The organism is Mangrovibacter phragmitis (genome assembly GCF_001655675.1).
GTDB classification, from domain to species: domain Bacteria; phylum Pseudomonadota; class Gammaproteobacteria; order Enterobacterales; family Enterobacteriaceae; genus Mangrovibacter; species Mangrovibacter phragmitis.
The window spans coordinates 90646-114096 of sequence record NZ_LYRP01000048.1 but is presented as its reverse complement, the minus strand read 5'-3'; the positions used below and the strand labels follow the sequence as shown (position 1 = coordinate 114096).

General features: G+C 49.4%; 24 protein-coding genes, 4 tRNA genes and 1 pseudogene. 16 read left to right on the top strand and 13 right to left on the bottom strand.

All coding sequences use genetic code 11. The annotated features are described in order from the left end of the window. Window positions 1-60 precede the first annotated feature (60 nt). The 5 genes from gutM to srlA form a co-directional block, all read right to left on the bottom strand. Window positions 61-420 carry a transcriptional regulator GutM gene (gutM, locus tag A9B99_RS20830; protein ID WP_064600901.1) on the bottom strand — a complete coding sequence of 120 codons (360 nt, stop codon included), beginning with the start codon at window positions 418-420 and terminating at the stop codon, window positions 61-63. Between the two features lie 145 nt (window positions 421-565). Then, window positions 566-1345: a sorbitol-6-phosphate dehydrogenase gene (gene srlD / locus A9B99_RS20825; RefSeq protein ID WP_064600899.1), complete on the bottom strand. Its 780-nt coding sequence runs from the start codon at window positions 1343-1345 to the stop codon at window positions 566-568. A gap of 22 nt (window positions 1346-1367) precedes the next feature. Next, window positions 1368-1730: a PTS glucitol/sorbitol transporter subunit IIA gene (gene srlB, locus A9B99_RS20820; protein ID WP_064600896.1), complete on the bottom strand. Its 363-nt coding sequence runs from the start codon at window positions 1728-1730 to the stop codon at window positions 1368-1370. Between the two features lie 8 nt (window positions 1731-1738). Then, window positions 1739-2746, bottom strand: coding sequence for a PTS glucitol/sorbitol transporter subunit IIB (gene srlE / locus A9B99_RS20815; RefSeq protein WP_064600894.1), 1008 nt, complete (start codon window positions 2744-2746; stop codon window positions 1739-1741). A gap of 12 nt (window positions 2747-2758) precedes the next feature. Further along, window positions 2759-3307 carry a PTS glucitol/sorbitol transporter subunit IIC gene (gene srlA / locus A9B99_RS20810; protein WP_064600892.1) on the bottom strand — a complete coding sequence of 183 codons (549 nt, stop codon included), beginning with the start codon at window positions 3305-3307 and terminating at the stop codon, window positions 2759-2761. Between the two features lie 359 nt (window positions 3308-3666). Here srlA and A9B99_RS20805 point away from each other — a divergent pair, with 359 nt between their 5' ends. Continuing rightward, window positions 3667-4149, top strand: a complete 483-nt coding sequence (locus tag A9B99_RS20805; RefSeq protein WP_064600890.1) for an Hcp family type VI secretion system effector — start codon at window positions 3667-3669, stop codon at window positions 4147-4149. Window positions 4150-4163: 14 nt separating this feature from the next. Here the strand turns inward: A9B99_RS20805 and A9B99_RS20800 are convergent, their stop codons facing one another. Both A9B99_RS20800 and A9B99_RS20795 read right to left on the bottom strand, forming a co-directional pair. Further along, complete coding sequence (locus A9B99_RS20800) at window positions 4164-4433, bottom strand: hypothetical protein (protein WP_051691251.1); 270 nt, start codon at window positions 4431-4433, stop codon at window positions 4164-4166. After that, a pseudogene (locus A9B99_RS20795) lies at window positions 4414-4929 on the bottom strand (DUF2778 domain-containing protein). Before A9B99_RS20795 ends, A9B99_RS20800 begins: the two are co-directional and overlap by 20 nt. Window positions 4930-5379: 450 nt before the next feature. Here A9B99_RS20795 and mltB point away from each other — a divergent pair. The 15 genes from mltB to A9B99_RS20720 all read left to right on the top strand — a co-directional run bounded on the left by mltB (window position 5380) and on the right by A9B99_RS20720 (window position 17355). Further along, entirely contained in the window at window positions 5380-6465 is a 1086-nt protein-coding gene (gene mltB / locus A9B99_RS20790; protein WP_064600888.1) for a lytic murein transglycosylase B, read from the top strand. A gap of 148 nt (window positions 6466-6613) precedes the next feature. Continuing rightward, complete coding sequence (gene pncC / locus A9B99_RS20785; protein WP_064601025.1) at window positions 6614-7111, top strand: nicotinamide-nucleotide amidase; 498 nt, start codon at window positions 6614-6616, stop codon at window positions 7109-7111. A gap of 97 nt (window positions 7112-7208) precedes the next feature. Continuing rightward, complete coding sequence (gene recA, locus A9B99_RS20780; protein WP_064600886.1) at window positions 7209-8273, top strand: recombinase RecA; 1065 nt, start codon at window positions 7209-7211, stop codon at window positions 8271-8273. A 440-nt stretch (window positions 8274-8713) separates the two neighbouring features. Continuing rightward, a complete protein-coding gene (locus tag A9B99_RS20775; protein WP_082917932.1) occupies window positions 8714-9157 on the top strand; it encodes a regulatory protein RecX in 444 nt (147 codons plus the stop codon). A gap of 157 nt (window positions 9158-9314) precedes the next feature. Then, window positions 9315-11942 carry an alanine--tRNA ligase gene (gene alaS, locus A9B99_RS20770; RefSeq protein ID WP_064600884.1) on the top strand — a complete coding sequence of 876 codons (2628 nt, stop codon included), beginning with the start codon at window positions 9315-9317 and terminating at the stop codon, window positions 11940-11942. Window positions 11943-12175: 233 nt separating this feature from the next. Then, window positions 12176-12361: a carbon storage regulator CsrA gene (csrA, locus tag A9B99_RS20765; protein WP_000906486.1), complete on the top strand. Its 186-nt coding sequence runs from the start codon at window positions 12176-12178 to the stop codon at window positions 12359-12361. 319 nt (window positions 12362-12680) lie between these two features. Next, a tRNA-Ser gene (locus A9B99_RS20760) sits at window positions 12681-12773 on the top strand. A 4-nt stretch (window positions 12774-12777) separates the two neighbouring features. Further along, window positions 12778-12854: transfer RNA gene (locus A9B99_RS20755), tRNA-Arg, on the top strand. 179 nt (window positions 12855-13033) lie between these two features. Next, window positions 13034-13110: transfer RNA gene (locus A9B99_RS20750), tRNA-Arg, on the top strand. A 38-nt stretch (window positions 13111-13148) separates the two neighbouring features. Beyond that, a tRNA-Arg gene (locus tag A9B99_RS20745) sits at window positions 13149-13225 on the top strand. Window positions 13226-13514: 289 nt separating this feature from the next. Beyond that, entirely contained in the window at window positions 13515-14081 is a 567-nt protein-coding gene (yqaB, locus tag A9B99_RS20740) for a fructose-1-phosphate/6-phosphogluconate phosphatase (RefSeq protein ID WP_064600881.1), read from the top strand. Next, entirely contained in the window at window positions 14078-14509 is a 432-nt protein-coding gene (locus tag A9B99_RS20735; protein WP_064600880.1) for a YqaA family protein, read from the top strand. The genes yqaB and A9B99_RS20735 overlap by 4 nt, the downstream gene beginning before the upstream one ends. A gap of 189 nt (window positions 14510-14698) precedes the next feature. Then, complete coding sequence (gene gshA, locus A9B99_RS20730) at window positions 14699-16273, top strand: glutamate--cysteine ligase (protein ID WP_064600878.1); 1575 nt, start codon at window positions 14699-14701, stop codon at window positions 16271-16273. A 154-nt stretch (window positions 16274-16427) separates the two neighbouring features. Continuing rightward, complete coding sequence (gene luxS, locus A9B99_RS20725; protein ID WP_064600876.1) at window positions 16428-16943, top strand: S-ribosylhomocysteine lyase; 516 nt, start codon at window positions 16428-16430, stop codon at window positions 16941-16943. 220 nt (window positions 16944-17163) lie between these two features. Next, entirely contained in the window at window positions 17164-17355 is a 192-nt protein-coding gene (locus tag A9B99_RS20720) for a hypothetical protein (RefSeq protein ID WP_064600874.1), read from the top strand. Here A9B99_RS20720 and emrB read toward each other — a convergent pair. From emrB to A9B99_RS20690, 6 genes are all read right to left on the bottom strand, one after another. Then, window positions 17321-18856, bottom strand: a complete 1536-nt coding sequence (emrB, locus tag A9B99_RS20715) for a multidrug efflux MFS transporter permease subunit EmrB (protein WP_064600872.1) — start codon at window positions 18854-18856, stop codon at window positions 17321-17323. The genes A9B99_RS20720 and emrB overlap by 35 nt on opposite strands. Window positions 18857-18870: 14 nt before the next feature. After that, window positions 18871-20046 carry a multidrug efflux MFS transporter periplasmic adaptor subunit EmrA gene (gene emrA, locus A9B99_RS20710; RefSeq protein WP_064600871.1) on the bottom strand — a complete coding sequence of 392 codons (1176 nt, stop codon included), beginning with the start codon at window positions 20044-20046 and terminating at the stop codon, window positions 18871-18873. Between the two features lie 134 nt (window positions 20047-20180). Then, complete coding sequence (mprA, locus tag A9B99_RS20705) at window positions 20181-20711, bottom strand: transcriptional repressor MprA (protein WP_064600870.1); 531 nt, start codon at window positions 20709-20711, stop codon at window positions 20181-20183. Window positions 20712-20798: 87 nt separating this feature from the next. Continuing rightward, entirely contained in the window at window positions 20799-21134 is a 336-nt protein-coding gene (gene ygaH, locus A9B99_RS20700) for an L-valine transporter subunit YgaH (RefSeq protein ID WP_064600869.1), read from the bottom strand. Continuing rightward, entirely contained in the window at window positions 21124-21864 is a 741-nt protein-coding gene (locus tag A9B99_RS20695; protein ID WP_064600868.1) for an AzlC family ABC transporter permease, read from the bottom strand. The genes ygaH and A9B99_RS20695 overlap by 11 nt, the downstream gene beginning before the upstream one ends. A gap of 110 nt (window positions 21865-21974) precedes the next feature. After that, a complete protein-coding gene (locus A9B99_RS20690; RefSeq protein WP_064600866.1) occupies window positions 21975-23186 on the bottom strand; it encodes an MFS transporter in 1212 nt (403 codons plus the stop codon). Between the last annotated feature and the right edge of the window lie 265 nt (window positions 23187-23451).

The window sequence follows — 23451 nt, the reverse complement described above, 5'->3', positions numbered from 1 at the left end:
GCTAACCTTACAAAATTTGCAAAATGATAACTTCGCAAGCCATAAGCGTTCAAAACGAAATTATCTTTGTTTCAGTTTAAGCGCTAATAATAGAGCATTCTGACAGTTCTGATCATTGGGAAAGATCACATCAGATTGTAATTGTTGCTTTGAGAGCCCCTGAATATTGGGAAGTGCTCTGGGTTTTGCAAAAATAGTCAGCCCTTTCATCAGAAATGAATCAATGACACGTTCTTGCTCATCGAGGGCAATGGCCACCACTACTCTGGGGCGAAAACGGCCGCCAGAACGGCCAACACCTACCCGGCCTTTCAGGCAAAGTGCATCAAATGCACGGTTGAAACGGTATATTTGCCATGCCCCCAGAACCATCTGGCTGAACCAGGCAATGGCGGCGAGAGTAATCAGCGCGCTAACCATAGATGTCTCCTTTCATTGTGCTTACTCTGTTACCCGCAAGCGTTTAGTTACTACGCCTTAGTAGCCGCATGGTGCTGAACGCTGGCTGGGGCCACTTGCCTAAAAGAGAAGTGGCCCGCACAGCAGGGTAAGGTATCAGTCAGTGTTAAAACATGACCTGCCCACCAGTTATATTGATTGACTGCCCGGTACAATAAGAGGCTTTGTCACTGGCGTAAAACAGCAATAAGTTCAGGACATCCTGGTAATCACAACCGCGTTTTAGCGGGACTTTATCAATATAATACTGTTCCACCTGCTCGGGCTCGATCCCCAGTTTCTGCGCGTATTGCGGTAGCAGTGACTGGAACATCGGGGATTTCAACAGGTTGCCAAGCATCAGTGAGTGAACAGTAATTCCGTATTCAGCCAGATCCAGCGCCAGCGATTGTGTCAGCCCCACACCACCAAATTTTGCCGCACTGTACCCCGAGTTATGTTTGCTCCCCACTTTCCCGGACTTCGAGTTAATCTGAATAATACGCCCCTGGATATTGTCGCGAATCATCAGGCGTGAAAATTCACGCGCACACAGAAAGTAGCCAACCAGGTTTACTTGTAATGAACGGTCAAAATCACCCAGTGCAAAGTCAGAAATAAACGCCGCTTTGGCAATACCGGCGCTATACACCAGTAAATCAACCCGGCCAAAAAACTCATCCACACCACGGGCTACCGCCATGACGCTTTGCTCGCTGGTGGCATCGGCACCAAACCCGCAGGCAGTGCCTTCACCAAATTCATCGTTAATGGTTTGTGCAACACGCGAGGCTTTATCGCTTTGAATATCAACAACCGCTACGCAGTACCCTTCTTGTGCGAGCCCATGGCAAAGGAACGCACCAAGAGTTTGTCCCCCACCAATGACAACGGCAACCTGATTCATGTGTAACTCCTTAAGTAACCTGTTAAGCAATAAATTTGATAGTGCTGCCCGTGGGAATGTCACATGGCGTTTGCCCGGCGACATGAACGCACCCGGGATATTCCGCCTGTTCACTGCCATCGAAGCGCAAGGTGATATGCCCCAGTTCACGCAAGTTTTGCCCGGCAACTGAGCCCACAGCGGTAACGGGGTAACGGTGCCCGGCCAGTTCCAGTGTGCAGCCGGGTGCCAGGTCGGCATTCAGTGCGCCATGGCTGTGGATAAAACAGAACGCTTCAATGTCTGCCGGCGCTCCTTCACGGAAAGTAATCAGCATGTTGTCGAGCAGCGCGTCACATGCGTGTTCGCCAATATGTGTAATGGTGGTCTGATAAATAGTGTGCATTCGGTACCTCACTGATAAATAAACCCGGACACCAGCCATGCAATAAGCACTGTTGGCGCGCCAGTCAAAAAGCGGCCAACCAGCACGGAAGGCACCCCAACCCGAACGGTATCCTGGCGCGCTTCTGCCAGTGACAGCCCTACCGGGATAAAATCACAGGCGGCTTGTGCGTTGATAGCAAACAACGCAGGGAGCGCAAGATGAGGAGGAATATTGCCAAGGCCAATTTGCACGCCAATCAGCACGCCGATAACCTGAGCGATGACTGCGCCTGGGCCGAGAAATGGTGACAGAAACGGGAAGGAACAAATCAACGCCAGTATAACCAGCCCAACAGGGTTGCTTGCCAGGGGAGACAGACCATGAGCAATCCAGTCGCCCAGGCCGGAAGCCATGATGATGCCTATCAGTGCTGAAACAAAGGCCATAAAAGGCAAAATGGTTTTCAGAACCGTATCAATGGTATCGCGCCCGGCCTGGAAGAAAACCGCCACCACAGAACCCATTCCCATACCAATTTTTGCCAGCAGACCATCACTTTGTTCAGTGATTTTTTTGCTGGTGTCATAGTCCCGTGCTGTGTGCTGTTTTGCTTCTGCCTGTAGTGTGGGATTGGTAACCGGCGCAGGCTGTGAGGCCTGTGTTTCGTCTTCACCCAGCAGTGAAATGTTGTGCTCTTTCACGCCGGAAACATAAATATCTTCCACAATAAATTGGGCAAGAGGGCCAGATTTCCCGGTTGAGTGAATGTTGATGGTGGGGATACGGCGTTTAGGGTAGATACCGCAACGCAAGGTGCCTCCACAGTCAATAACCGCGACACCAATCTCTTCTGCGGGGGGCTCACCTTCTTTAAAGCCATCCACCGCTTCCCATCCGGTCAGTTCGCTGAGCTTATCCACAATCGCCGGGCGGGTGCCTGCTGTGATATAGACAATCTTCTTGCCTGGCTCTGCTACCAGTGTGAGTGGGCCACCCCAGCCGCCAGTGCCTTTAATAATTTGAACGGTACGCATAATGGATGTCCTTTAAAGTTGAACCTGACGGGCTAACTGGATCCCCATTTTTTTCTCAAAAATGGAGGTGGTGAGATCGGTTATCCAGCCACGGAAGAAGTTAGTGACCATGCCGACAAATAAATAGCTGACGGCGAGAGGTGCCAACGGCAGGCCGAGGGTGGTCAGGCCATTGGCTATCCCCAGGTAGACGAACAACTCACCGGGGTTGATATGTGGAAATAACCCGTTCATTGAGTGGCAACTGTAGGATGCGGCGGCGTAATAGCTGGGCTTGTATTTTTCCGGCATAAAACGCCCCAGGCTAAGTGTCATTGGGTTACAGAACACAAATGTGCCAATAATCGGCAGCAACAGGTAACGTGATACCGGGTTACCTGCACAGCGTTGGGCAAGGCGTTCAATTCTGTCCTGCCCTATGAAATTGATCAGCGCATTCATGACAACCAGCAAACTGATCAACAGCGGCAGTATGCCGGTCACCATGCCGGTGAAGACGGTGCCTCCCTTCTGAAACAGCCCGATAAACCATTCGGCACTGTGTGTTATGACATCAATCATTCTTATTCTCCTGTCGGGTAGTGAGGGTCACTTGTTATGAAGTGATGGCTTATCATAATCAAAATGAAACATTAAAATGTGTTAACTTGATCTCATTGTGAAAGATAAATATTTCGATGTGAAAGGTTATCGATCGTGATCGAGCCGTTTTTATCACCGACTGAGTGGGGAGATGCGGTATGTGGAGGAAGGGCGGGGAATTGTGTGTGGAGGCAGGCAGTTGGTAAGCGTTTTTGCTCAGTAAAACCCATTTCCCGTTTCCTGGCGCGTTTTTATTCTTGGTAGATTTATGTCAGGTGCCAGAAAGTGCTTTATATTAGTATGAATTTCCATTTTCATTGATAAATAAGGAAATTTATATGCCAATTCCTGGTTATTTGTGGCTGTATGACGATGGCGGTTCACACATCAAGGGCTCTGTTGATGTCCAGGGGCGGGAAGGTAGCATTGAAGTTGTTGGTTTTAGCCATGGGCTTAATCTCCCTGTGGGCCCGGTAAACGGTAAAATTACTGGTACTCGTAACCATTCACCGTTCATGATTGAGAAAGAGTTTGATGCATCCAGCCCATATCTGTATAAGGCTGTTTCTCAAGGGCAAACACTTAAAAGTGGTGAATTACGTCGGTATAAAATAAACGATGCCGGACATGAAGAGTGTTATTTCATTATGCTGATTGAAGGTGTGAAAATCACTGGCGTTAATCCGGGAATGCCTAATATTAAATATGTTGCTAATTCTCAAATAAACCATATGGAATCAGTAGGTATGCAATATGAAAAAATCACCAGGCACTATGTAGATGGTAACGTAAAACATACAGATGCATGGAATATGCGTTAATTGCTGGTGCGCCATTATTGGCGCACTTTTCTGATTACCCACATCACTATGTTATAGGAGACAACAGCACTTATCATTGATAAACCTGCATTCACAACAAACCACAGATCATCATAATTTTCCGGAGCCCGATAGCCGTGTAGCCATTCACCAAAATGTGCTGATTTGTCATAACTGATAAAAGTTGATGCATCTATCAGCCTTGCTGCAATGGTAAAAATTGCGAGAAATAAAACTATCTTACTGATTACGACACCCAGTACTTTAGCAATTTTTAGAACCATTTATGATAACCTCAATGCTTCCATAAGCTTTTAAATTCTTCATGCAGGGAACAGAAATCATGGGGGTGTTTAATAATGCATTTCGTAACCGGGAGTAATCGGAATTATGGGGAAGAGTAATGCACCCTTCAGAAATCGTTCCCGGGTGAAGACGGAAAAGGCCGCGTTGAATACTATTAACCCATGTATAATCGCTAATACTGATACCATCGCGATAGAGTGCAAACCATTCAGAGCGCATGAATTCGGAACCGCTCGAAATCTTGTTATATAAATCTTTCACGCCTCCCCACATTTTAGATAATCCGCCTCCTTGCCCTCTTTACACAATCCAGCACTTACCCGGTGGAATGGGGCCTTCTGTCGGAATATGCGCACAAGCCCCACGATTGCGATACGCTCCCTTACCAGAAAAAGCCATAAAAGTGCCGACGCCATAAATCGTTAAGGGGGAGAAATCAGCATCATTGATTACAAACTTACCATGTAGTGCCACGGAAAATCCTTTTATAATCCATTGAAATTTATAAACTAATTTTGTTTTATTTAGAATAATTTGACTTAAGTCAATCAATGCCTTTGTTCATGTCTGCTGAGGTGCTTAAGTGAGATTTTTGTCACGCTTGTGGTTACATTAAAAACACCATATTGAGAGGATGAAAGATTTCTCTTTTATGTAACGTCGGTGACAAATCCACTATCGTTACAAATTTCGGCTGTACCTCATACCTGCCGAAACTTTTTGGTGTGCATTGTTTGTCCTGTTGATAACTTTGACAGGCTTTATTCTGCATCACAGGTGCTCTGTTTGTGTGTGAAGGGATGAGGATGAAAACAGGACGAATCGTAAAAACCTGTGCTTTCACGCTTGTTACGCTACCTGGCAACCGGAAGTTGATTTACCATTAAGGCTCTTTAATTTCGGCTGCTATTTATGGACTACTTCATGCTGAAGCGTCGTTATGCTCTTATGCTTCCTGCTGCGTTATTACTCACAGCGTGCAGCAGCAAACCCCAAACACAAACACCAGTAGCGGCACCCACTGTGGGCTCGCCGTCAGGTGGTTTTTTGTTGGATCCACAACATAACCAGATGGTGCTGAGTGGTGATTTCGCCACTAACCCGGTGGCTGAACAGTTTATTGATATGATGGTCAGTAAACATGGTTTTGACCGCCAGCAACTCCACGAGATCTTATCTCAGGCAAAGCGTCTTGATTATGTTTTGCGCCTGATGGACAGGCAGGCACCAACGGCAATGGCTCCTACCGGGCCAAATGGTGCATGGTTGCGTTACCGCCAGAAATTTATTACACCCGACAACATACAGAATGGTGTGGTTTTCTGGAATCAGTACCAGGATGCACTCAACCGTGCATGGCAGGTGTATGGCGTTCCACCGGAAATTATCGTCGGCATTATTGGCGTAGAAACGCGCTGGGGTAGAGTGATGGGGAAAACCCGCATACTTGATGCGCTGGCGACTCTCTCCTTTGATTACCCACGCCGCGCCACTTATTTCCAGGGAGAACTGGAAACCTTCTTGCTGATGGCACGCTCTGAAGGCGATGACCCACTGGATTTACGCGGATCTTTCGCCGGGGCGATGGGCTATGGGCAGTTTATGCCTTCCTCTTTTAAACAATATGCGGTTGATTTCAACGGTGATGGTCATATTAATTTATGGGATCCGGTTGATGCGATTGGTAGTGTGGCTAATTACTTTAGAGCTAATGGGTGGGTGCCCGGCGACCAGGTTGCTATTATGGCAAACGGCCAGGCTCCTGGTCTGGATACCGGGTACAACACAAAATACAGTCCGTCGATGCTGACGATGGCAGGGTTAACGCCACAGCAACCCCTTGGCGCACATCAGCAAGTCAGCCTGTTACGGCTGGATATGGGCACCTCATATCAATACTGGTATGGGTTACCAAACTTCTACGCCATAACCCGCTACAACCACAGTACCCATTATGCGATGGCTGTGTGGCAACTGGGGCTGGCAGTTGCCCAGGCTCGGGGGCAATAAGCGTTTGCCCTGAGGGCGGCGTTTTCTGCGTGGGTGCCCGTCTGCGGGCGAGTTTTTCGGCGTGGCCCGCAGAGTTGACTACTTCCGGGCATTACGGGCTGGGGCGCGTAGCCAGAGCAAAAAAAGTGGAGGTACAATGGGTAATATAATGAGCGACCAGGCTTTAATGCAGCTCAGTGAGCAGGTTGGTGAAGCATTGCTGCAACAGAGAGCAACACTGACGACTGCCGAGTCCTGCACCGGGGGCTGGATTGCGAAAGTTATTACTGATATCGCCGGGAGTTCCGCCTGGTTTGAGCGTGGTTTCGTGACTTACAGTAATGATGCCAAACAGGCCATGATTGGGGTTCACCCGGAAACATTACTCAGTTATGGCGCGGTCAGTGAGCAGGTTGTCCGCGAAATGGCTCAGGGAGCCATGCAGGCGGCCGAAGCTTCTTTCGCAGTTGCGGTCAGTGGTATTGCAGGCCCGGGTGGTGGAAGTGCGGAAAAACCGGTGGGTACAGTCTGGTTTGGTTTTGCAAGCCAAAACGGGAAAGTAACCGCTTGCCACCAGTGTTTTAGTGGCGACAGGGAAGCAGTGCGCCGCCAGGCGACAGCCTTTGCCCTTAAAACCCTGGCTGAAGATTTTCTACAAATTGCTTGATACTGTATGATTGTACAGTATAATCAGTTCAACAAAACAGCATTCGTGAAACGCAGCAGGTAGAGCAATCACTCTGGGCTGCATGACAGGAGTAAAAATGGCTATCGACGAAAACAAGCAAAAAGCGTTGGCGGCAGCACTGGGCCAAATTGAAAAACAATTCGGTAAAGGCTCCATCATGCGCCTGGGTGAAGACCGCACTATGGATGTGGAAACGATCTCCACCGGTTCACTCTCCCTGGATATCGCTCTGGGTGCAGGTGGCTTGCCGATGGGCCGTATCGTAGAGATCTATGGGCCGGAATCCTCAGGTAAAACAACACTGACACTGCAGGTTATTGCTGCCGCGCAGCGTGAAGGTAAAACCTGTGCGTTCATTGATGCGGAACATGCCCTTGATCCTGTTTATGCCCGTAAACTGGGTGTTGATATTGATAACCTGCTGTGTTCACAGCCGGATACTGGCGAACAGGCTCTGGAAATTTGTGATGCACTGGCGCGTTCTGGCGCTGTCGATGTTCTTGTTGTTGACTCCGTTGCAGCACTGACACCAAAAGCTGAAATTGAAGGCGAAATCGGTGATTCGCACATGGGGCTGGCTGCACGTATGATGAGCCAGGCAATGCGTAAGCTTGCCGGTAACCTGAAACAGTCCAATACGCTGCTTATTTTCATCAACCAGATCCGTATGAAGATTGGTGTGATGTTTGGTAACCCGGAAACCACTACGGGTGGTAACGCACTGAAGTTCTATGCCTCTGTTCGCCTGGACATCCGCCGTATTGGCGCGGTGAAAGAAGGCGATAACGTGGTGGGGAGTGAAACCCGCGTTAAGGTTGTGAAAAATAAAGTTGCCGCACCGTTTAAACAGGCTGAGTTCCAGATTCTCTACGGTGAAGGTATTAACTTCTACGGCGAGCTGGTTGACCTGGGCGTGAAGCATAAGCTTATTGAAAAAGCCGGTGCATGGTACAGCTACAATGGTGACAAAATTGGCCAGGGTAAAGCAAACGCCACCAGCTACCTGAAAGAGAATGAAGCCGTTGCCAAAGTGATTGAAAGCAAGCTGCGTGAAATGCTGCTCAATAACCAGGATAGCACGCCTGATTTCTCTGCTGATGAAACAGAAGACCATGCAGACAACGCGCAGGAAGAGTTTTAATCCAGGCGCACTGTGCTGAAGGTATGTCGTTCCGGTTACAGGCAGTTTTGAATGATTATTCTTAGCCCTTATTTTGAATGATTTTTTCGGATTCTTGTTTGGAATGAATGCCTTGAATGAATGTACAGAATGAATGACGTACAGAATAAATGTACTGAATATAATCAGGGCTGCTTCGGCGGCCCTGAACTCTTTCTGGAGTGCACTTTATGCCCCGTTCCCCCTCATCCAAACCGTCCTCGCATTCCGTTGAACCTTGCGAGCCTTATGAACCAAAGGCGTGGCAAAACACATCAGGGAAGCCGGGTGAAGGTGAATCATTACCAGACCGGGTAATTCACGGGCAACAGAATACACCTGTGCCGCGTACCACCCAGAGAAAAAACACGCCAAAAACACCTGAAGAGCGGGTACGTGGTTTGCAGGAACGTGCAGTGCGCATGCTGGCTATGCGTGACCACAGTGAACTGGAGTTACGCCGCAAACTCGCCACGCCTTCCCGGTTCAGTAAAGACCTGGAGCAAGAGGCTGTGCGGCCAGAAGAAATTGAACAGGTTATTCACGCTTGCCGCGAACATAACTGGCTTGATGACAGCCGTTTTGCTGTGCGTTTCATTGAAAGCCGCTACCGTAAAGGGTATGGCGCGCAACGTATCCGCCAGGAAATGCAGCAAAAAGGCGTGGGGCGCGAAGAAATTGACAGCGCCTTTATGGCTTTTGACGGTGACTGGGTGGCACTGGCCCGGGATGTAGCCCGGCGTAAATTCGGTACACCACTGCCTGCGGGCTTCCCGGAGAAAATCAAAGTGCAGCGTTTTCTGCAATATCGTGGTTTCTACATGGAAGAGATACAGCAGATTTACTCAGAATATGATGAGCTGTGACAGAATTTTTACCGACCAAACGCATAGGGATTTTACTTCCCCGCTAAGAAAACATATCTTATTCCCACTTTTTTCCCGGTAAAAGCGCACATGAAAGCGTAATAGCGTTTATCATGGTGGTTTTACAAGACTCCGTTAGCTTGATTTCAGGATAATTATGAGCAAGAGCACCGCTGAGATCCGTCAGGCGTTTCTCGACTTTTTCCATAGCAAGGGACATCAGGTTGTTGCAAGTAGCTCCCTGATTCCAAATAACGACCCGACATTGCTGTTTACCAACGCCGGGATGAACCAGTTCAAGGATGTTTTCCTTGGTCTTGATAAACGTAATTACTCGCGTGCGACAACCGCGCAGCGTTGTGTGCGGGCCGGTGGTAAACATAATGACCTCGAAAACGTAGGTTACACCGCACGCCATCACACTTTCTTTGAAATGCTGGGTAACTTCAGCTTTGGTGATTACTTCAAGCATGATGCCATCCAGTTTGCCTGGGAACTGCTGACGGGTGAGCAGTGGTTCAACCTGCCCAAAGACCGCCTCTGGGTAACCGTCTATGAAAGCGATGACGAGGCGTATGCTATCTGGGAAAAAGAAGTTGGCGTTCCGCGTGAACGTATTATTCGCATTGGCGATAATAAAGGCGCGCCTTACGCGTCAGATAACTTCTGGCAAATGGGTGACACCGGCCCTTGCGGCCCATGTTCTGAAATTTTCTATGATCATGGCGACCATATTTGGGGTGGGCCTCCGGGGAGCCCGGAAGAAGACGGCGACCGTTATATTGAAATCTGGAACATCGTCTTCATGCAGTTTAACCGTCAGGCGGACGGGTCAATGGTTCCGTTACCGAAGCCTTCGGTAGATACCGGTATGGGGCTGGAGCGTATTGCCGCTGTTCTGCAACATGTGAATTCAAACTACGATATTGATTTGTTCCGCAATCTTATCAAATCAGTTGCTGATGTAACTGGCGCGACGGATTTGGGCAGCAAATCACTGCGGGTAATTGCCGACCACATTCGTTCCTGTGCGTTCCTGATTGCAGATGGTGTAACACCTTCCAATGAAAACCGTGGTTATGTTTTGCGCCGTATTATTCGTCGCGCAATTCGTCACGGTAATATGCTGGGGGCGAAAGACACCTTCTTCTACAAACTGGTTGCACCGTTGATTCAGGTTATGGGTGCGGCTGGCGAAGATTTGCAACGCCAGCAGGCTTTGGTTGAACAAGTTCTGAAAACAGAAGAAGAGCAATTTGCCCGTACACTGGAACGCGGCCTGGCGCTGCTGGATGAAGAGCTGGCGCAACTGAAAGGGGATACCCTTGATGGTGAAACAGCTTTCCGCCTGTATGATACCTATGGCTTCCCTGTGGACTTGACTGCTGATGTGTGCCGTGAACGCAATATCAAAGTTGATGAAGCTGGTTTTGAAGCTGCGATGGAATCACAACGCCGCCGTGCCCGTGAATCCAGTGGTTTCGGTGCGGATTACAATGCGATGATTCGTGTTGATGATGCATCTGAATTTAAAGGCTATGAAGAACTGGCCGTGACCGGCAAAGTGACGGCGCTGTTTGTAGATGGTAAGCAAACAGAACAGGTTACTGCCGGGCAGGAAGCTGTTGTTGTGCTGGATAAAACTCCGTTCTATGGTGAGTCTGGCGGCCAGGTTGGTGATACCGGTGAACTGAAATCTGCTAATGCCACTTTTACTGTGTCTGACACGCAAAAATATGGCCAGGCAATAGGTCATCAGGGTACTGTGGCAGCAGGTATGCTTAAAGTGGGCGACAGTGTGAATGCGCAGGTTGATGAAGCACGTCGGTCACGCATTCGCCTTAACCACTCTGCAACTCACTTATTGCATGCGGCGCTGCGTCAGGTGCTTGGTACACATGTTGCGCAGAAAGGCTCACTGGTTAATGATAAAGCACTGCGTTTTGACTTCTCGCATTTTGAGGCGATGAAGGCGGAAGAAATCCGTGCCGTAGAAGATATCGTTAACGCACAGATTCGCCGTAACTTGCCGATTGAAACCCATGTGATGGACCTTGATGCAGCAAAAGAGAAAGGGGCCATGGCGCTGTTCGGTGAAAAATACGATGAGCGCGTGCGTGTGCTGAGCATGGGGGATTTCTCTACTGAACTGTGTGGTGGTACTCACGCCAGCAGAACCGGCGATATTGGCCTGTTCCATATTGTTGCTGAATCAGGTACTGCAGCTGGTGTTCGCCGTATTGAAGCCGTAACGGGTGAAGGTGCGGTGGCCGTGATGCATAACCAAAGCGACGAGTTGACGGATATTGCACAATTACTTAAAGGCGACAGTCACAATTTAGCTGATAAAGTACGCGCTGTGATTGACCGGACACGTCAGCTTGAGAAAGAATTGCAACAACTGAAAGCTCAGCAGGCGGTACAAGAAAGCGCCAGCCTGTCCAGCAAAGCTGTCGATGTGAAAGGCATTAAGCTGTTGGTGAGCGAGTTGAGCGATGTTGAACCGAAAATGTTGCGCACGATGGTAGATGACCTAAAAAATCAACTGGGCTCCACTGTGATTGTCCTTGGGACTGCCGCAGAAGGGAAAGTTTCGTTGATTGCCGGGGTATCTAAAGATCTTACCGACCGTATTAAAGCGGGTGAGTTGATCGGCATGGTTGCACAGCAAGTTGGTGGTAAAGGTGGTGGCCGTCCCGATATGGCTCAGGCCGGTGGGACGGATGCACAGGCGCTGCCTGGTGCGCTGGCCAGCGTTGAAAGCTGGGTAGCAGCCAAACTGTAAAATTATAAGCGTAACAGGCGCCATTTTGTGAATAAATGGCGCTAAGACTTTAACGCGCTGGCAAAAATGATAAAGTCGGGTTGAAGTGTCGTATATCGGCTAAACTAAGTAACAGCAGGCTGTGCAATGACTACTGACACATATGTGTTTGTCATCCATGGCGGTACTCGTTATATGATGGATAGGCCGGGGTACAAGCAACCCGACTCTTTTAATCTTTCAAGGAGCAAAGAATGCTGATTCTGACTCGTCGAGTTGGTGAAACCCTCATGATTGGTGATGAGGTAACCGTGACAGTTCTTGGGGTAAAAGGTAACCAGGTGCGCATTGGTGTAAATGCCCCGAAAGAAGTTTCTGTACACCGTGAAGAAATTTACCAGCGTATCCAGGCTGAAAAGTCACAACAGTCCAGCTACTGATCTAAAGCGTCTCGCATTTGTGCGAGGCGCTCCCTTCCAGGTTTTTAATCGGTTTTATCCGCGTTTTTGTTGTTTTCCCTGTCTGTTTTGTTCGCTGATACCATAAGCGTTGCTGCCACTTTAAGTGGGGTGACTGGCTTTGTTTGCGAGTAAAAAAACAGCTTCGCGCTGGTAAAACAGGCGAATTGTTTGTGAAATGTGCAAACGATTAGAACTCCGGAAAAATTGTTTGACTTATAAGTCTCAGAAAGTAATATGTGCGCCACGCAACGCCGATGAGCAGAAACAAGTTCTTCGGAGTTCCTCGCAAGAGGCGTGTGGTGAGATGGCCGAGAGGCTGAAGGCGCTCCCCTGCTAAGGGAGTATGCGGTCAAAAGCTGCATCGAGGGTTCGAATCCCTCTCTCACCGCCATTTTGCATCCGTAGCTCAGCTGGATAGAGTACTCGGCTACGAACCGAGCGGTCGGAGGTTCGAATCCTCCCGGATGCACCATCTCTTGTTTACTCACCAGTAGCAGGTAGTAAACGCACTACACCAAATGTAGTGGCAGTGAGGTTACCATTGTTAATGCAATGGCAGGAAAGGTAATGCAACCAGAGCCTTTCAGAATGCGTTATGTCCTTTATTGCTGTCGCAGTGGTAAAGGTTGGCTGTAAAGTAGTTATTCCGATGCATCCGTAGCTCAGCTGGATAGAGTACTCGGCTACGAACCGAGCGGTCGGAGGTTCGAATCCTCCCGGATGCACCATCTCTGCTTTTATGCGCCAGTTTTATGTCATACCCGATGCATCCGTAGCTCAGCTGGATAGAGTACTCGGCTACGAACCGAGCGGTCGGAGGTTCGAATCCTCCCGGATGCACCATCTCCTTGTTTTCTTTATATCCCCATCTTCTGAGTTTCCTTGTTTCTACTCCACTATTTTAATTTCATTATTTCCTGTTTGCCGTTTTATCTCAGCGCTCCTTCTCCTGCGCCTTAGCCGTTTGGATTAATCGCTTACCCGAGCTATTCTGATGGCCCGTAGAAACAGAATTCCCTTTTTATTAAAAGGGTTAATTCGACAGGTAAATGCGGGCAATACACCTTTGGCAGCGACAAATATTACCAGGTGCGCTAAAGTAGCCTCTCTTTTCATCTTGCCGGAGGTTCCGATGTATGCACAGTATGATGGCCTGATATTTGATATGGACGGCACAATTCTGGATACCGAACCCACGCATCGTAAAGCCTGGCGCACTGTACTGGCTCGCTATGATATGCAACTGGACGAGCAGGCCATTATTGCCCTGAATGGCGCGCCTACCTGGCAAATCGCCCAGGCGATTATCAACTGGAATAATGGCTCACTCTCGCCTCATGTTCTGGCAGATGAAAAAACAGCACTGGTAAAAACGATGTTGCTGGACAGTGTGACACCACTGCCTTTAATTGACGTGGTGAAAGCCTGGTATGGCAAGAAACCGATGGCGGTAGGCACCGGGAGTGAAAGCCGCGTGGCCGGGTTGCTGTTAAATCATCTGGGGCTGAGCCAGTACTTTGATGCTGTAGTAACCGCTGATGATGTCGAACACCATAAACCCGCGCCCGACACTTTTTTGCGCTGTGCGGAGTTAATGGGAGTGGCCGCACACAAGTGTGTTGTATTTGAAGATGCGGACTTTGGTATTGAGGCTGCACAACGTGCAGGCATGGCGGTTGTGGACGTTCGCACGCTGTGAGTGACTGGCTACCCGTACTCTCTTTATTCACCAGTAGCTTTCTGAGTGCCACGTTGTTACCGGGAAGCTCGGAGGCTGTGCTGGCGGGGTTATTAGTTGCCGGAAACAGTTCCCCCTGGTTATTAGTCATAACCGCATCAATCGGTAATAGCCTTGGCGGTCTGACAAACGTTATTCTAGGGCGCCTGTTCCCGTTACGGGAAACCAGCCACCGGCATGACAGAGCCTTACAATGGTTAAATCGGTTTGGCCCCGTTACGCTACTATTGAGTTGGTTACCGTTGATTGGGGATTTGTTGTGTTTGATGGCCGGATGGCTGCGTATGGCCTGGGGGCCAGTAGTCCTCTGGTTGTGCCTGGGTAAGGCACTGCGTTATGTATTTATCATGCTGGTAACAGTACAAGGGATGGCGTGGTGGCAAGGGTAAAACAGGGCGGGTAATTGTTGTTGATGTGCGAAAGGGCAGGGTGTGGTGTCAGTGCTCACAAGACTGGAGCGGCATACTCAAAAACTTTCGTTTCCGGCAAACAGGTTTATTACTCGCCAGGAGTGACCTTTATTCGTCAACCATTACAATTATGCTTAACAGAAGAATTTTGACAGGCGGGAGGTCAATTTGATCCCTGACGTATCACAGGCATTAGCCTGGCTTGAACAACATCCACAAGCGGTTGCAGGTATTCGCCGTGGGCTGGAACGTGAAACACTGCGTGTTGCACCTGATGGCTCGCTTGCAACAACAGGGCACCCGGAGCGTCTTGGTGCTGCGCTGACACATAAATGGATTACCACAGACTTTGCCGAAGCCCTGCTGGAGTTTATTACTCCAGTAGACCGTGATATCGGCCATATGCTGCGCTTTATGCGGGATTTACATCGCCATACAGCGAACAACATTGGTGACGAACGGATGTGGCCGCTGAGTATGCCGTGTTTTATTGAAAATGGGCAGGATATTGAACTGGCGCAATATGGCAGTTCAAATCTGGGGCGTTTTAAAACACTCTACCGTGAAGGGTTGAAAAACCGTTACGGGGCATTGATGCAAACCATTTCTGGCGTGCATTACAACTTTTCGCTGCCACTGTCTTTCTGGCAGGCGAGAGCTGGCATTACCGACGAAGTGAGCGGTAAAGAAGCAATATCTGAAGGCTATTTCCGCCTGATTCGTAATTACTACCGTTTTGGCTGGGTTATTCCTTATTTGTTTGGGGCATCACCGGCGATTTGTTCTTCGTTCCTGCAAGGCAAACCGAGTGCGTTGCCTTTTGAACAGACAGAAAATGGCCTGTATTACCTGCCATATGGTACGTCACTGCGTCTCAGTGACCTGGGGTACACCAATAAATCCCAGAGCCAGCTGAATATCACTTATAACCACCTTTCAAGCTATGTTGAGAACCTGAAACAGGCTATCCATACACCTTCACTGGAATACAGCCAATTGGGGCTGCAAAAGAATGGTCAGTGGTTACAACTGAACACCAATATTTTGCAGATTGAAAATGAGCTGTATGCGCCGATTCGGCCCAAGCGTGTTACCCGGGCGGGTGAATCGCCTTCAGATGCGTTGCTGCGCGGCGGAGTGGAGTATATTGAGGTGCGTTCGCTCGATATTAACCCCTTCTCACCTATTGGTGTGGATGAAAGCCAGGTACGTTTCCTTGATTTGTTTATGATTTGGTGTGTGCTTGCTGATGCGCCAGAAATGAACAAGGATGAGCTGGCCTGTACCCGTAAAAACTGGAATAAGGTTATTATCGAAGGGCGCAAGCCTGGCCTGATGCTGGATGTGTTTGCCATGCTTGAAACGGGCTGCCATGCAACACAACACTCACTGAAAGAGTTGGGTATGGCGCTGTTTGCTGATTTGCGCCGCGTGGCGCAAACACTGGATGCCATGACAGATACTCCGGCTTACCTGAATGTTTGCGACCAGCTGGTTGCCAGCTTTGAGAACCCGGAATTAACCTATTCAGCGCGTATTTTACGATCTATGATCGATAATGGTATTGGTGGTACTGGTAAAGCGCTGGCTGCTCATTACCGTGACTTGTTAATGAAAGAGCCGCTGGAGATCCTCACTCAGGCCGATTTTGACCGTGAGCGTGATGCGTCTGTAACGCGCCAGAAGGTGCTGGAAGAGAGCGATAGCGAAACATTCGAGGCACTGCTTGCCCGCCAGGCATGAACCAAAAGAAAAGGCCACATTACTGTGGCCAAATAATTCATCTCTGAAGACAGGGATGATGATAACAAATGCGCGTCTTTCATATACTCAGACTCGCCCCGGAATTAATAGTTCAGTTTATTTTTAAAAAAAATCACTTATCGGAGGTGATCAGATGCCATTGTTGGATAGCTTCACTGTTGACCATACCCGTATGGGCGCACCAGCGGTACGTGTAGCGAAAACGATGCATACGCCGCATGGCGATACTATTACCGTATTCGACCTGCGTTTTTGTATCCCGAATAAGGAAGTTATGCCAGAACGAGGGATTCATACCCTTGAACACTTGTTTGCCGGCTTTATGCGTAATCACCTTAATGGTGATGGCGTGGAGATAATCGATATTTCTCCGATGGGCTGTCGTACCGGTTTCTATATGAGCCTGATTGGCCAGCCTGGCGAACAGCGTGTCGCTGATGCCTGGAAAGCGGCAATGAGTGATGTGCTGAAAGTTCAGGATCAGTCTCAGATCCCGGAACTGAATGTTTACCAGTGCGGTACATGGGAAATGCACTCTCTGTCTGAAGCTCAGGATATTGCCCGCCATATTATCGAACGTGGCGTAGGGGTAAACAGCAACCAGGAACTGGCGCTGCCTAAAGAGAAGCTGAAAGAACTGCATATCTGACAGCCATCAGTTCTGATGAGCTGAACCAGTTTGTTATCAGTCAAAAGAGAGGCTCGAGAGCCTCTCTTGAGTCTGACGACGATCCTCATGTCCGCACAGAACGAGAGGATATCACCCAATAAAAAACCAGGAAAATCAATTCATTAATTTTCGGCTGCTAACCAAAAAGAAGGAAAAACCACGCTTTTCCCTTCTTTTTCATCAATCTGAAGAGAGGCTCGTGAGCCTCTCTTTTTTTACGGGTGACAGGTGGGATTCTGGCAAAAACGGTTTTGCGCTGGTGCTGTTTTTTGGCGTTGACAGGGAGAATGGCGCAATAAAAAAAGCGCGGGATTTACATCGCCCGCGCTCAGATTTTAATGCTCTGGTTGCACCTGTCAGTGAGCGCCACCGCCACCACCGCCTGAACTGAACGGTGGTTTGGCAAACCATACCAGACTCAGCAAAACAATAAACACGGCGGCTGAAATCCAGAATATTTCGTTGGCGGAGATAATCAGCCCCTGGTTAGTGATTTGCTGGGCAATATACCCGGAAGCCTGCTGGTGAGACATTCCCATGCCTTCTAACTGGTTGTACATCTGCTGTGCGTTTAGGTTATACGGCGTCACAGATTCTGTCAGATGCGCATGATGCAGTGATTCCCGGTCGGTCCACATCGTTGTCGTGATAGACGTCCCTATTGAACCTGCCAGTGTTCGCGTAAAGTTCGACAGACTGGATGCTGCGGCCAGGCGCTCCGGCGGCAGACCGGAAAGCGTAATGGTCGTCAGCGGCATAAAGAAGCAGGCAACAGCGAAGCCCTGAATGAACTGTGGCCACGCAGAAGCGCCAAAATCCATTCCGGGTTCGAATGTCCATGCCCGCCAGTAGAAGCACACCGCATACATAATAAAGCTGAAGGTGACCAGACGGCGCATATCCAGTTTATGGGCAAAACGGCCAATAATCGGTGACAGAATGACCGGAATCACCCCGACCGGCGCTGATGCCAGGCCTGCCCAGGTTGCTGTGTAACCATAAACTTCCTGCAATAACTGAGGCAACAGCACAATCGCGCCAAAGTAGAGCATGTAAGCAAGGCTGATACACAGGCAGCCAATGGTAAAGTTTCTCGACTTGAACAATGACAAGTCCACGATGGGATTGTCGTCAGTGAGTTCCCATACCACCAAAAAACTGAGAGCAACGACCGCGATAATCGTCAGAATGATAATTTCTTTCGAATTGAACCAGTCCAGCTCTTTCCCCTGGTCAAGCATAACCTGCAGGCAACCAATACCTAATACCAGCAATGCCAGCCCAATGGCGTCTATGCGCCGTTGTTCGGTGCGTGTTTCACGGCCGCGCAGGGTTTGCAGTGTCATCATTACCACGATGGCCCCAATGGGGACGTTGATAAAGAATATCCAGCCCCAGTGGTAGTTATCGCTGATCCAGCCACCCAGAATAGGGCCGCATATCGGCGCAACGATAACAGTCATTGACCACAGTGCAAGAGCAATACTCCGTTTGGCAGGAGGATAATTACTCAGTAGCAAACTCTGTGACAGCGGGATCAACGGACCAGCAACCACACCCTGTATGACACGGAAAAAAATCAGCATCGTCAGGCTGTTGGACATCCCACACGCCCAGGAGGCCACGGCAAAAGCACCGGTGGACCACAGGAATAATTTTACCTCGCCCACCCGTTTGGCGAGCCAGCCGGTAATGGGGATGGAGATAGCGTTAGCCACCCCAAATGAGGTAATAACCCAGGTACCCTGGCTCAACGAAGAGCCCAGGTTACCTGCAATGGTGGGAATGGCGACGTTTGCAATTGTCGAATCCAGCACCTGCATGAATGTCGCCAGAGCCAGCGCAATGGTCATGACAACCAGTTGTGGGCCTTCAAGCGGTTTTTGTGGCATACACCCTCCGCTGTTTACCCTTCGTTGGCCCGGATAATATCGTCAATTACTTTATTGACTGGAACCAGTGAAATTTCACGCGCGTTGCTAACATAGGCTGGTGTTTTACGCACTTCGCTTGCCAGCACTTTGCCGTCATGGTTACTGGTATTCACTGTCACCAGAGTCGATAAGCCAATACGCAATGGATGCTGTTCCAGTTGTTTCTCATCAAGCTCAATACGCACAGGTAGCCGCTGAACCACTTTGATCCAGTTACCCGTAGCGTTTTGCGCTGGCAGCAATGAGAAGGCACTCCCGGTACCCATATCAAGGCCAACCACTTTACCGGTGTATTTCACGTCATCACCATAGATATCGCTGACAACGGTAGCAGACTGCCCAATACGCATGTTTGCCAACTGGGTTTCTTTGAAGTTAGCGTCAACCCACATATGGTGTGCCGGAACAATCGCCATCAGGGCGCTGGAGGCACTGATTTGTGCACCAACCTGTACTGCGCGCCGGGAAACATAACCTGTTACCGGGCTGACAACGTTAGTACGTTGCAGTGCGAGCCAGGCATCACGTACAGCTGCGGCTGCTTGTTTTACACTCGGCTGGTCTTCAATTTTATCGCCCAGTAACATCGCTTTATTGGCGTTGTACTGTTGAATGGCAACATCAAGTTGAGCCTGGGCACTGGCAACGGCATCTTTGGCATGTTGCAGTTCTTCTTTACCAATCAGGTTATCCGTTCCTAATGGTACGCGGCGTTTAAAGTCATTTTGTGCTTTGGTTAACGCGGTTTTTTGCAGTGCGATATTCGCTTCATATTGCTTGCTGTTGATCATCAATTGATGAACTGAGCGCACGCTGGAAGCCAGCGCGGTTTTCGCTTTATCAAAAGCCAGCTGTGCGTCTGTCGGGTCAAGGGTGACCAGTGTGTCGCCTTGTTTTACAAAGTCAGTGTCATCGACCCATACTTTTGTCACGCTCCCGGAAACCTGAGACATAATCTGCACCTGGTTTCCCGCGACATAAGCATCGTCAGTGTCTTCATAATGGCGTAGTACCAGGAACCAATAAATTCCGTAAGCTACCGCAATAACAACAAAAAGTGTCGTAAGGAAAAGTAACGCGTTCTTGCGCTTACCTTTCTTTTTCTTAGCGTGCTGCTGCGGTGCCTGATTTTCCGCATTTGCGCTCATACTATTCTCCACCATCTTATTATTTTCTTAGGTTTGGTCGGCATGACCCTGTTTTTATCAGACAGGCCAGTCGGGTAATCAACTGGCCTGAGGTTGAATCTGTCTGGTTGTGGCTTGCTATTCGAGGCGGGGAATTATCGTACCGCTTCAAGCACGGCTTCATCGGCTTCCATCTGGTCAAGCCTCTGGAGCAACTTACGCGTTATTGTTTCGAGTTGAGATTTCTCTTGTTCATCCAGTGATGACCACAGCATGTGCAAACAACTGTGTTGCGGCGGTAATACTTCATCAAGAAAGTCTTTACCTTTTGCCGTTAACTGCAAATGCAGGCAGCGTCTGTCATTATCACTTTCACGACGTTCAATCCAGCCACGCTTTTCCAGTTCATCAGCAATGCGGGTGGCATTGGTGCGGGAAGAACCCAGTGCACAGCTTAGTTCAGAAGGCTGGATACTGTGGTTCTCTTGTGACTCAAGCGTGATCAACGCCATAAACAGAGTTTCATTAATGCCCTGAGCTTTCAGCATTTTATTACGGTTTTCCAGCAGCTTACCCTGCATATGCATGCACAAGCGGGTCAGCAAAATTTCCTGGTAAGGGAAGGCTTTTTGGCGGCTGGCGCGAAACTTAAGCATTTGTTCTATGGGCGTGAACGAACTATCCATTAGATTAACCTCATTAGTTGCAGCCGATATAGTAACTATAGTGATAAATAAAGTAAATGGATTATTCGTGCGCTTAAGGTTCGCTAATCACCCGCCACTCATCAGTTTCAGCGCCAGGCCAAAGCTCAATGCACTGAGCAGTGTCGGGATGATAATGGTGCGTAATTTGTAGAAACTGGCAATCAGCACGGTGAAACCGATGACAACGGGTAACACATGTTGGTGATGCTGAATTAAGTCTGGCGCTGTGGAGACAACCAGCAACGCGCAAATAGACGCGATACCAATACTGTCGAGTAAAATCGTCACCGCACCGCGTCGGTTTTGCACATTTTGCCCACGGTTGAGGCGCAGCGGCAGGTAACGGAACAGGTAGTTCACGCAGCCAACAAACAGCCCAAGTACCAATACATCAATGCTCATCGCTGGCCTCCTGATAAAACGCCTGAATCAATGCTGCTGCACAACCACAGACGATTCCGCACAGAATCGACGCCGGAATCGAAAACAGGGTAATACCCAGCACAGCGCCCGCCAGCGCCGCAATCACACATAACGACTGTTTGCGTTGAAATGAAGCCAGCAGAAAACTTAAAAATAACGCTGGCAACATAAAGCTCAGTGAAGCCTCAACGGCGGGCCAGTCATCCAGCAGGCCATTGCCTGACCATGCCCCCGCCAGTGTGCCTGCCACCCACGCGGCCCAGGAGGTCAGGGCAATAGCTATCATCCAGGGCTCACTCCAGCGCCGGTTATCGCGCACCAGTTTGGCGGTAGCCGCCGCAAAAACTTCATCGGTCAGCCCAAATGCCCATAGCGCGGTGCGCGAACCCGTTAACCTGATGCGGATACGGCTTTGCAGTGACGGACCATACAGGATATGGCGAACATCCATTGCCATAACAGTCAGGGCCGCCACCCACAGGGCGCTGCCAGCAGACAGCATGGCCGTTATCACAAACTGGCTGGCCCCGGCATACACGATGCAGGAAAAAAAAGTGGCTTCAAGGGGAGTAAAGCCCAGTTTCGTGGCATTCAACCCGAAAGCAAAAGCGACGGGCAGATAGCTGATAACAATCGGCAGGCTGTCTTTACAACCTTCAGCCCAGGTGGCTGTTATTTGGGGTTCAGTTACGCAGGAGGATTCTGTCATTTTTATTATCTGTAATTAAATTCGAGTCAGCGTTATCTCTCGTTGTGGTGTAAAGCTCTGAACACCAAACTAAAGAAGTCAGCGAGCCTTTACTGACCCATGCGATTGTGTCATTGCGGAGTTTCGTTGGCCGGGGCCTGGCGATGATACCCTAATGCCCACACCACCAGACTGAGTACACCGGTACTGGCACCGGCCAGGCAAACACCTGGCCAGCCTGCGTGCTGGTAAGCACCCGCAGAAACCAGTGAGCCGAATGCACCACCAATAAAGTAAGTGGTCATATATCCGGCTGTCAGCCGGTTACGGGCTTGCGGATATAAACGGTAAATTACACTCTGGTTGGTAATGTGTACACCCTGGACTGTCAGGTCGAGCAGTACAATCCCTGCCATCAAAGGAATAACTGAAAATTTCCCCAGATATATGGCTATCCAGGCCAGAACCAGCAGAATCAGCCCCGCAGTGGTTGTCAGGTGTGACTTACCTTTATCTGACAGACCACCTGCCGGGCGGGCTCCCAATGCACCTGCCGCGCCTGCCAGCCCAAATAAACCAATAACAGCTTCGGAAAAGGAAAACGGCGGAGCAGAGAGTAAAAACGCCATTGAAGTCCACAGCATACTGAACTGTGCAAAGATCAATCCGCCTGTCAGTGCCCGGGTACGTAATACCCGGTTGTGAAAATAGAGGGAAAAAATAGAAACCAGCAATTGGGGGTAATTCAGGTGATTTTCCTGTTTTACAGTTGGCAGCATGCGCCAGAGTGCCAGCGCCATCACAATCATCAGGCCACTTGCCAGCCACCAGACCGTGCGCCAGCCACCGAGACTTGCCAGCGCACCTGCAACTGTTCGCGCCAGTAAAATACCCAGTAACAACCCACTCATGATGGTGCCAACAGTGCGGCCGCGTTTTTCTGGCGCGGCAAGCGTTGCGGCCAGAGGAACCAGTATCTGAGCCACGACAGAAAATAGCCCGGTTAACGCCGTACCCACCAGCATCATACTAAGTGAATGGCTGCTGGCGGTGATTATCATGCCGCAGGCAGCCAGTAGCGTCATGCTGACAATCAGCCCACGTCGTTCAAACATATCTCCCAGCGGGACAATAAACAGTAACCCGGCGGCGTAACCCATTTGTGCGGTCGTCACAATAAATCCGGCCTGGTTGACGGATAGCGAAAACGCCCGGGCGATCGTGTCCAGTAATGGCTGGGCATAATAATTACTGGCAACGGCCAGCCCGGTGGCGACAGCCATCAGGAGGGTCAGCGCAGGCGTTAATGGGCTGGTTCGGGCGGTGTAATATTGTTGAGTCATGTCTGGTGCAATGGGTTAATTTGTCGTGAGAATCACAGATAATAGCGAAGATTAGTGAAGGGGAAACAATTTGCTCTGATTATCGCGTAGCAGAACGTGCGGTTTGTGGTGTGGGAGAAAAAAAGAACCTCCTGGAAAGGGAGGTTCAGATTGATGAAAAAGAAGGAAAAAGCGTGGTTTTTCCTTCTTTTTAGTTAGCAGCCGAAAATCAATAAATTGATTTTCCTGGTTTGTTATTGGGCGACATCCTCTCGTTCTGTGCGGA

Coding starts and splice junctions, on each gene's coding strand:
- luxS (WP_064600876.1), top strand. CDS start 16,428: ATGCCATTGTTGGATAGCTTCACTGTTGACCATACCCGTATGGGCGCA.
- A9B99_RS20695 (WP_064600868.1), bottom strand. CDS start 21,864: ATGACAGAATCCTCCTGCGTAACTGAACCCCAAATAACAGCCACCTGG.
- mprA (WP_064600870.1), bottom strand. CDS start 20,711: ATGGATAGTTCGTTCACGCCCATAGAACAAATGCTTAAGTTTCGCGCC.
- srlD (WP_064600899.1), bottom strand. CDS start 1,345: ATGAATCAGGTTGCCGTTGTCATTGGTGGGGGACAAACTCTTGGTGCG.
- yqaB (WP_064600881.1), top strand. CDS start 13,515: ATGTATGCACAGTATGATGGCCTGATATTTGATATGGACGGCACAATT.
- srlB (WP_064600896.1), bottom strand. CDS start 1,730: ATGCACACTATTTATCAGACCACCATTACACATATTGGCGAACACGCA.
- A9B99_RS20805 (WP_064600890.1), top strand. CDS start 3,667: ATGCCAATTCCTGGTTATTTGTGGCTGTATGACGATGGCGGTTCACAC.
- A9B99_RS20800 (WP_051691251.1), bottom strand. CDS start 4,433: ATGGTTCTAAAAATTGCTAAAGTACTGGGTGTCGTAATCAGTAAGATA.
- pncC (WP_064601025.1), top strand. CDS start 6,614: ATGAGCGACCAGGCTTTAATGCAGCTCAGTGAGCAGGTTGGTGAAGCA.
- emrB (WP_064600872.1), bottom strand. CDS start 18,856: ATGCCACAAAAACCGCTTGAAGGCCCACAACTGGTTGTCATGACCATT.
- csrA (WP_000906486.1), top strand. CDS start 12,176: ATGCTGATTCTGACTCGTCGAGTTGGTGAAACCCTCATGATTGGTGAT.
- alaS (WP_064600884.1), top strand. CDS start 9,315: ATGAGCAAGAGCACCGCTGAGATCCGTCAGGCGTTTCTCGACTTTTTC.
- recA (WP_064600886.1), top strand. CDS start 7,209: ATGGCTATCGACGAAAACAAGCAAAAAGCGTTGGCGGCAGCACTGGGC.
- A9B99_RS20690 (WP_064600866.1), bottom strand. CDS start 23,186: ATGACTCAACAATATTACACCGCCCGAACCAGCCCATTAACGCCTGCG.
- srlA (WP_064600892.1), bottom strand. CDS start 3,307: ATGATTGATGTCATAACACACAGTGCCGAATGGTTTATCGGGCTGTTT.
- srlE (WP_064600894.1), bottom strand. CDS start 2,746: ATGCGTACCGTTCAAATTATTAAAGGCACTGGCGGCTGGGGTGGCCCA.
- mltB (WP_064600888.1), top strand. CDS start 5,380: ATGCTGAAGCGTCGTTATGCTCTTATGCTTCCTGCTGCGTTATTACTC.
- A9B99_RS20775 (WP_082917932.1), top strand. CDS start 8,714: ATGCTGGCTATGCGTGACCACAGTGAACTGGAGTTACGCCGCAAACTC.
- emrA (WP_064600871.1), bottom strand. CDS start 20,046: ATGAGCGCAAATGCGGAAAATCAGGCACCGCAGCAGCACGCTAAGAAA.
- gutM (WP_064600901.1), bottom strand. CDS start 420: ATGGTTAGCGCGCTGATTACTCTCGCCGCCATTGCCTGGTTCAGCCAG.
- ygaH (WP_064600869.1), bottom strand. CDS start 21,134: ATGAGCATTGATGTATTGGTACTTGGGCTGTTTGTTGGCTGCGTGAAC.